The sequence below is a fragment of the Emticicia sp. W12TSBA100-4 genome (assembly GCF_040253585.1).
GTDB lineage: Bacteria > Bacteroidota > Bacteroidia > Cytophagales > Spirosomataceae > Emticicia.
On the sequence record NZ_JBELAU010000015.1, the window covers coordinates 136,164 to 142,891 of the forward strand.

The window sequence follows — 6,728 nt, forward strand, 5'->3', positions numbered from 1 at the left end:
AAAATACATAAGTATTTTTTCGAAACTACCGAGTTTAACATTTTTAAACAAAGAACTTAACCTAATAATTACTCTTCATCACCACCAAAACGACCACCGCCGATTATGTTTCCGAAGAAAAGAGTATTTAAGAAAAGTTTGTTTGTACCGTACCAGAATGCTCTAAAATTTGGGTTTTCAGATAAAGCAATTACTCGACCAGAACCCACATTCAAAGTAATTGCGGCTGGCGAGTTTTTGATTTGTTTTTCATTTTTTGGATGAACATAGCCCGCCAATAAAGGATTTGCCGTGAAAATCATCGGTGTGTTATACGGATTTTTGGTATCTTCCATAAAGATATTATTATCCTTAAACAAAGCCAATTTGTTTTGTTGATAACCAAAACATAATGGGTGCGTCGGGTCGATTTTCGCCTCGAAGATTGTTCCTGCGGTTTCTAAAGCACCCGTATATTTTTCTTGTAGGTTATATGGGCGTTTTTCGCCACTTCCGTTATTATCAGGCTTTTCTTTAACGCTAATACTGGCGATTTTTTTAGCCGAAACCCATTCCACCGCATCAGTCATGGCTACTAAAACACCACCGCCTTGCACAAAACGCTTGATTTTTTCGTCAGAAAGTGCATTGTAATTTCCACCAGCTAAAACAATGTGGGTATATTTCTCTAATTCCGTACGATTAGCTGTTGTAATATCTGCCACCGTCAAAGGAATATTAATGCGTTGGTCAAGCAAGTGCCAAATTTCGCCTGCGTCGGTCGATTGTACGCCTGCCCCGCCCAGCATCAATACTTTTGGCAAACGTACTTTTTTGAATTTCTCGCTACCAAAGTCAATTCCCTGTGGCGTAAGGCCAGTCGGAACTGCGTAGAAATCTACACCGTCTCGCTCGGCAAGAGTTTGAAGTAAAGCCGATGGGTCGGAGCCATTACTGAAAATCTGGATTGTTCCATAATCAAAAGTGCGTTCTTTTCCTTCTACAACTGCCGAAAGTGGTTCCGTTGCTACTTTTAGATTATAACCTTTTTTCAATAATTCGTAAGCAGCACGTGGAGCGTAGTAGCTATTCCACTCAAACAAATACGCATAAGGGCTTTTACCAATAACTTTTCCTTTCGGGAAATCATTCTTTTCAACTTTTTCGCCCAACGAAACGGCTGTTTTTGCTTCTGCCGTAGGCACATTCATACAATATTGTAGCGACCAAGCCGAAATATCGTAGAATAAACTGTCTTCAAACTTCGTACGTTTTTCAAACATTGACTTGATAAGGCGGTGTTGTGGCTGATTCATCGGCACAACGTAGGCATTTTCTTTGCTGAACGCTATTCCATCTTGGTTTTCGTCTTTTCCTAAGCGATAAACATCAATTTGGTTGCGTTTGAGCATATTTACCATTTCCCAAGTTTTTACGGCATCGTTTCCACCACCAAAAACGTAGGCTTTTACGGCATCGGTTGAAGTTTCTTTATAAAAACTTCTCATGTGTTCGAGTAATTCGACACGCATTTCACGAGCTGCACGAAGCGTTGAGAAAGTAGCCGTAACTTGGTTACGAACCGTAAACGGGAAACTCAAAACCCCATTAGCAGTTTCTTGTAAATGACCACGAGAAGAAGCTTGTTCAAACAAAATACCTACCGAACCATTTACATCTGGAAGCGTAGAGCCTTTTCCGTAATAAAAATCATCGTAGTTTTCTTGTGTATAATAAGCCGATCCGATTTTGTCGAGTCCAACGGCTTGGAATTTTCCGAATTTGATGGTTAAATCAATGTTTTTCTTAGGCGTAAGCGGGTGCGTACGTGCAGGAATACCGGGTTGGAAGAAAAACGTTGAAGCCGAACCCATTTCGTGGTGGTCGGTCAAGATATTTGGTCTCCAGTCATAAAACTTTACCAAACGTCCTTTACTTTCGGGCATTTGTTGGTAAAGCCAGTCACGGTTAAGGTCGAACCAATAATGATTTGAGCGTCCACCTGGCCACGTTTCGCTAAATTCACGGCTGTTTATATCACTCACTAAATTGGTACTACGATTGATATTTACCCAAGTTGCAAAACGATTTCCTCCATCGGCATTAATAACTGGGTCGATTAAGATAACTGTTTCGTTTAGAAGCGAATCGACACCAGCCCCTTGAGCAGCAGCTAAATAATAAGCCGACATTAGATTGGAATTTGTTCCACTGGCTTCATTTCCGTGTACAGAGTAGCCCATCCAAACCACAATTGGCATTTTTTGTAGGTCTAAACTGCCAGATTGTGACGGATTAACCAATTTTTGGTGTTCGGTCTTGATTTGGTCGAGGCGAGCGTGGTTTCCGGGAGAAGTAACCGTAACGAGAACTAACTCACGGTTTTCAAAAGTTTTGGCATAAGTTTCTATCTTGAAACGATTCGACAGACGAGCCAATTCTTTCATATAAGTAACTGTCTCATAAGGGGTTACGTGTTGTTCGCCGACTTGATAACCCAAAAACTTCTGTGGTGTCGGAATTTTGGCATCATACGTAACATTCTGAGGTAAATAATAGCTATCAGTAACTTGTGCAAAAGCTTGACTGATAAGTAGTTGAAAGAATAATAGGTAGAGTAGGGTATTTTTTTTCATGTCGAGAAGTTTATATTTTTCAAACAAAGAAATGTAGAAAAGCCAATAAAACAAAAAAGCCTCTGACGTAGAGGCTTTTTTTATAGACAAATAAAATTCTTTCTGCATAAAAAGCAGATTATATATTTTGTTATTTTAAGTCGTTCAAAGTGGCACCTTCTTTTATTCTTTTCACAAAATCTACTGGAACCGACGCAATAAATGCAATTTTTGCCTCATCAAAGTCGCTATTTTGTAAAAGACTTGTGACAAAATTAAAATTGCCTTCGAGCTTACCCTCGAGTTTACCTTCAAGTTTTCCCATTCTTTTGGCACGTTCTAAAACAAATTCTTCGATTCCCATAGTTTGCTTTGTTTTATTGGTAATTATGGTTATTTCTTCTTCAAATTTAGTAACTAATTCCTCATTTCCAAAACGAATGTACAGTTTCAGAAAGTTCATTAAAGCCCTGATTTTTTCTTTTGAAAACTGTTTGCTCAGCAGCAGTCTTGCCAAATCAAGTTTTAATTCAAAGAGTTCATTTTCTTTAATCTTTCTTTTCTTTATTGCTACCCTAACAGTAAGAGCAACTAATGCAAAAGGGTTATTGCTTTCGGATAGCTGTTGCTCGTTTAACTCTAATATTTTACAAGAATTAAAATCATATCTCAACTTTGTGCCTAAAAAACTTCGCTCGTAATGCGTAGGATGAAACTTTTTGTTGCTATCGGTCAGAATGGCAAAGGCCGAAATGGGCTTTTGATATTTATCTAAGATTCTATAAAAGTAAGAAAACATTCTTTCGCTAAAATGTTCATCTTTTGAACCCTGCACCTCAATATGAACCAAAATCCACTCTTCAGTACCATTTCTGGTAAAAACTTTTACTAATTTATCGACATATTTTGGGAAAAACTCATCAACGTTGGTTGGAAAAAGTTGTTCGAGTTCTTTATCTAAAAACTCAAACCCACGTTCCATATCAAAAATATCATTGGCATCTGAAATAAAAAATCTTAGAAAATCATCGAATAAATCTTCTAAAATTGCCTTCCAAAGCGAGTCATCTCTTTTCACAGTCAAAAGTAAATTGTTTTTCAAATATACTATTTTTCAAATCATATCTTTACCAAAGTATTCCTAAAGAAGCTAAAAGTATGCGTGATAAACAAAAAAGCCTCTGACGTAGAGGCTTTTTTTATAGACAACAATCCCTATAACCTTGTAAAAAACGATAGAAACGCCTTACAAGGTAGAAATTATAGATGTTTTTTCCTTAAAATTTTAGTTAGAAGCCTTTAGTTTTGCTTCGATTGTTTGTTGCGTGTGCGGTACTGCTCTCAAACGTTCTTTCGGAATCAATTTTCCAGTATCACGACAAACACCGTAAGTACCATTTTTGATTCTGATTAAGGCTGCTTCTAACTGCTGAGCAAACTTCTGCAATCTGCCAGCTGACTGGCTCAATTGCTCTTTTTCGCTTACATCGGCACCGTCTTCCATTAGCTTTGTGCTATTGGCGGTATATTCTGTGCCGTTGTCATTCTTTCTACTCAACGTTTCTCTGATAAAATTCAGTTCGTTGCGAGTTGCTTCCAGTTTTTGAGTGATAATCGTCTCAAATTCCTTTAGTTCATCTTCCGAATATCGGGTTTTTTCTTCAACTGCGGCCATAATTGTAAAGCAGTAAACGTTTATATTTTGGGGTTTTTGAAAAATCCCACAAATATAGTGTTTTGGTAGGCTGAAACAATAGTCTTACTCGATTTCTTAAAATAACCTAAAAAAAATTTATTTAAAGGTAATTTTAGAAAAACAATAAATTATTTGGTTTTGTTAAAGAAAGCAAAAAGCTGATAAGGTATATTCACCAAATAAGCTGATAAAAAATTAGTGTCAAATTTAACGATTTTAAGAAATACTTTATTTTTTCTAAGTTTGCACCGTGAAACCACATTCACATACAAAATATTATTCTGTTTATGACATATATAGAACCAGCTCCAATCAAGGATAAAGAGAATCCATTGGAGTCAATGATGCAACGATTCGATGCTGCCGTGAAGATTCTCGGTATCAGCGATGAAATGTATTATATTCTGAAAGTACCTGCTCGTCAAGTGACGGTAGGCTTGCCCGTTACGATGGATAACGGTCAAATTAAGGTTTTTGAAGGCTACCGAGTGATTCACTCAACGATTTTGGGGCCAAGTAAAGGCGGTATTCGCTTCGACCCAGCCGTAAATATTGATGAGGTAAGAGCCTTAGCGGCTTGGATGACTTGGAAATGTGCCGTGGTTGATATTCCTTATGGTGGTGCAAAAGGCGGAATTGCCTGTAACCCACGTGAAATGTCGGCAGGAGAAATGGAACGTTTGATGCGTGCCTACACGATTTCGATGCTTGATATTTTCGGTCCAGACAAAGACATTCCTGCCCCTGATATGGGTACGGGCCCTCGTGAGATGGCTTGGTTGATGGATGAATATTCAAAAGCCAAAGGAATGACCGTAAACGCAGTGGTTACAGGAAAACCGTTGGTTTTAGGAGGCTCGTTGGGGCGTACGGAAGCAACTGGCCGTGGTGTAATGGTTTCTGCATTGGCGGGTATGGAAAAATTACGATTGAACCCATATCGTGCAACAGCGGCTGTGCAAGGTTTTGGTAATGTTGGTTCGTGGGGTGCGAAACTTTTGCAAGAAAAAGGCGTAACGATTTGTGGTTTGAGTGATATTTCGGGAGCGTACTACAATCCGAGAGGAATTGATGTGGAAAAAGCAATTGCTTACCGAAATGCTAATAACGGAACGCTCGAAGGTTTCAAAGATGCTGAGTTGATAACTAACGAAGAATTGCTGGCTTTGAATGTCGATGTATTAGTTCCTGCGGCCAAAGAAGACGTAATTACACATGAAAATGCAGGAAATATTCAAGCAAAACTTATTGTAGAAGGTGCAAATGGCCCGACTTCGGCCAGTGCAGACGATATTATCAACCAAAAAGGAATTATGGTTGTGCCTGATATTTTGGCAAATGCTGGTGGCGTAACGGTTTCGTATTTTGAATGGGTGCAAAACCGCATTGGTTACAAATGGGCTCTGGACAGAATCAACCGTCGTTCAGACCGTATGATGAAAGACGCTTTCGATAATGTATTTGAAACGTCACAAAAACACGGTGTTTCTCTACGTTTAGCGGCTTATATTGTGGCCATTGATAAAGTGGCAAGCACTTATAAGTTTAGAGGTGGTTACGGTTGAGCCCCGAAAAATATTTTCGTATTTCTAATGCTCGGCTACTATTTTAAGCTTCGTTTGGCTCAAAAACCTGCAAGGTATAATAACACCTTGCAGGTTTTCTTTGTTAATAGATAAAGTTTTTACCGTAAAAACCGCCTCTGTTTGTAAATTTGTGAAAAATAACTGGACAAATGAAAAAACACCTATCAATACTTTTAATACTTTTAGTCAACTTGTCATGTACTTTTGAGCGTTTGGAAAATACTGCTCAGATTGTTGACCAAATGGACGATTATAAAGTAAAGCGAGTTTCGGCTACTCAAATAACTTATCAAGTAGAAGAAATGGGGGCAGAAATTGCAAAGGCACTAACGGCGGATTTTGCTTTACAGATGAAAAATGTTAATCCTGCACGAGAAGAAGAGATTTGCCAGTTGAAAAATATGAAGCTTATCGACTCATTGTCAGAGAGATATGATTTAAAAATCAGATTGTTGGGACAGCCTGATATTGGTAGCAATAATCAGTTATATGTAAAAGAAAAAGAAGTTTTGGAAGCTTATGCAGATAACGCCGCCAAAAAACTTGAAATGGGAGCCAATACTCAAAAAATCGGCGATTCTCTTTTTGTTTACACGTCGCCTATTCCTTATGATAAAGGCGTAGGAAAACTTTGCTTTAGTGATGATACGGGCTTTGCAATTTGGAGTATTGTTCTGAAAAAGTCAGAAGTCATCAAATCAATTAATGTGAAGGCTTTAAGAAAAAAGAATATAAAATAATGTGGGACAAGGTTGTCCGCTACGGCGGACCGTTCCGATTCAACTTGTCAATAGCGTAGAAAAGATTTTTTAAAAGTAAGAGGGTGAGATTTCAGTCTCACCCTTTTACTTT

Annotated in this window: 5 protein-coding genes; 2 read left to right on the forward strand and 3 right to left on the reverse strand. The window is 38.2% G+C overall.

Features of this window, described 5'->3' with window-relative positions:
* Window positions 1-68 precede the first annotated feature (68 nt).
* From ABR854_RS21445 to ABR854_RS21455, 3 genes are all read right to left on the reverse strand, one after another.
* Window positions 69-2,615, reverse strand: a complete 2,547-nt coding sequence (locus ABR854_RS21445) for a M14 family zinc carboxypeptidase (protein WP_350267898.1) — start codon at window positions 2,613-2,615, stop codon at window positions 69-71.
* A 130-nt stretch (window positions 2,616-2,745) separates the two neighbouring features.
* A complete protein-coding gene (locus tag ABR854_RS21450) occupies window positions 2,746-3,672 on the reverse strand; it encodes an RpnC/YadD family protein (RefSeq protein WP_350267899.1) in 927 nt (308 codons plus the stop codon).
* 207 nt (window positions 3,673-3,879) lie between these two features.
* Complete coding sequence (locus ABR854_RS21455; RefSeq protein WP_350267900.1) at window positions 3,880-4,269, reverse strand: TraR/DksA family transcriptional regulator; 390 nt, start codon at window positions 4,267-4,269, stop codon at window positions 3,880-3,882.
* 308 nt (window positions 4,270-4,577) lie between these two features.
* On the opposite strand from ABR854_RS21455, the gene ABR854_RS21460 reads away from it, so the two are divergent.
* Together ABR854_RS21460 and ABR854_RS21465 are read left to right on the forward strand one after the other, a co-directional pair.
* Window positions 4,578-5,855, forward strand: coding sequence for a Glu/Leu/Phe/Val family dehydrogenase (locus ABR854_RS21460; RefSeq protein WP_350267901.1), 1,278 nt, complete (start codon window positions 4,578-4,580; stop codon window positions 5,853-5,855).
* 170 nt (window positions 5,856-6,025) lie between these two features.
* The gene (locus ABR854_RS21465; protein ID WP_350267902.1) at window positions 6,026-6,616 is read left to right on the forward strand and encodes a hypothetical protein; all 591 of its coding nucleotides are present in this window, start codon (window positions 6,026-6,028) and stop codon (window positions 6,614-6,616) included.
* The last annotated feature ends 112 nt before the right edge of the window (window positions 6,617-6,728 follow it).